Raw genomic sequence first — 1,363 nt, forward strand, 5'->3', positions numbered from 1 at the left:
TGAAACCCATGTCCCCACCTAGTGAGATAGGAATTAAGGGATATCGAATCATTCGGTATCAGAGCAAGCAAACGATGAATCTTTTCGTTCAACCCGTTGAGACAAGGCCCGAGGTCTGTCCTTGCTGTGGAGGTGACCACCTCCACAGCAAGGGGCGTTACCAGCGTAAAGCTCGGCATCTCGAAACCTTTGGGCGATACTCCAAGCTCATCGTCGAATGTCGGCGTTTCCTTTGCTTGAACTGCAACAAGAGCTTTGTTCAACCTCTACCTGGCATCTTACCCGGCAGGCATTCCACTGAGCCTTTTCGTGAGCGCATTTATCGCGATCATCACGACGGCATTTGCGGCAAACGACTTGCTACCATTACACAACTGGGTAGTGCCACCGTTGAACGCATCTACCAACAGTTCACCAAGCGAAAAGCTAAAGAACGGCTCTCACGTCAATGCCCTGAAGTGCTCGGTATTGACGAACATACCCTCCATAAAGGCTGTCGCTTTGCCACCACCTTTTGTGATCTTAAACGACATCGGGTCTTTGATATTGCTGAAGGTAAAAGCGCCACAGACCTCCAAAGCTTCCTCAAATCCTTGCGCGGCAGGCATAAAGTCCGCGTGGTCTGTATTGACATGAGCGCTAGCTACCGCTCGCTCATCCAGCGCTACTTCCCCAACGCACGCATCGTCGCCGATCGCTTCCATGTCATCCGGCTCACCCAGCACCACTTCATGGATTTGTGCCGTCAGATCGCTCCCTGCATCAAACAGCGCCGGGGCTATCTCGCCGCCTTGCGCAAACATCCCGAGCGCCTGACCCCGAACCAACAGGAACGACTCCATGAGCTCTTCTCTAACCATCCCGCCCTACGTCCGATCTATGACCAGATGCAGCGAGTCTGCTCACTGATGCGCATGCGCCACCAGAAAGCTTGGCAGTGCAGGGCCCTGGCTCCCCGCTTCATAACTATCATTCAACAACTCGCCAATAGCGGCTTCGCCCCACTAATCACCTTGGCCAACACGCTACGAAGTTGGCAGGAGGAAATCGCATGCATGTGGCGCTTCACCAAAAACAATGGCATCACCGAAGGCTTCCACAGAAAAATGAAACTCATCCAACGCCGAGCCTACGGCTTCAGAAACTTCAATAACTACCGCCTACGCGTCATCGCTCAATGCGGTTAACTTAAAACACAAAAACCATAAAAACGGCCAATCCCCCAAACTTTGGTGTAGACCCGACAGACCCGGTGAATCCAAAAATGGTGCGCGATACTGGGTTCGAACCAGTGACCCCCTCCGTGTCAGGGAGGTGCTCTACCACTGAGCTAACCGCGCTTCCTAGGATCTCCTCGGGAGGC

At 53.2% G+C, this 1,363-nt stretch carries 1 protein-coding gene and 1 tRNA gene; one reads left to right on the forward strand and one right to left on the reverse strand.

Features of this window, described 5'->3' with window-relative positions; genetic code table 11:
* Positions 1-1,187, forward strand: a 1,187-nt coding sequence (locus V6D20_08710; protein ID HEY9815862.1) for an ISL3 family transposase, incomplete at its 5' end; no start/stop codon positions are given.
* 78 nt (positions 1,188-1,265) lie between these two features.
* Here V6D20_08710 and V6D20_08715 read toward each other — a convergent pair.
* Positions 1,266-1,340 (reverse strand) — tRNA-Val (locus tag V6D20_08715).
* Positions 1,341-1,363 lie beyond the last annotated feature (23 nt).

The organism is Candidatus Obscuribacterales bacterium, from assembly GCA_036703605.1.
Taxonomy (GTDB): Bacteria; Cyanobacteriota; Cyanobacteriia; order RECH01; family RECH01; genus RECH01.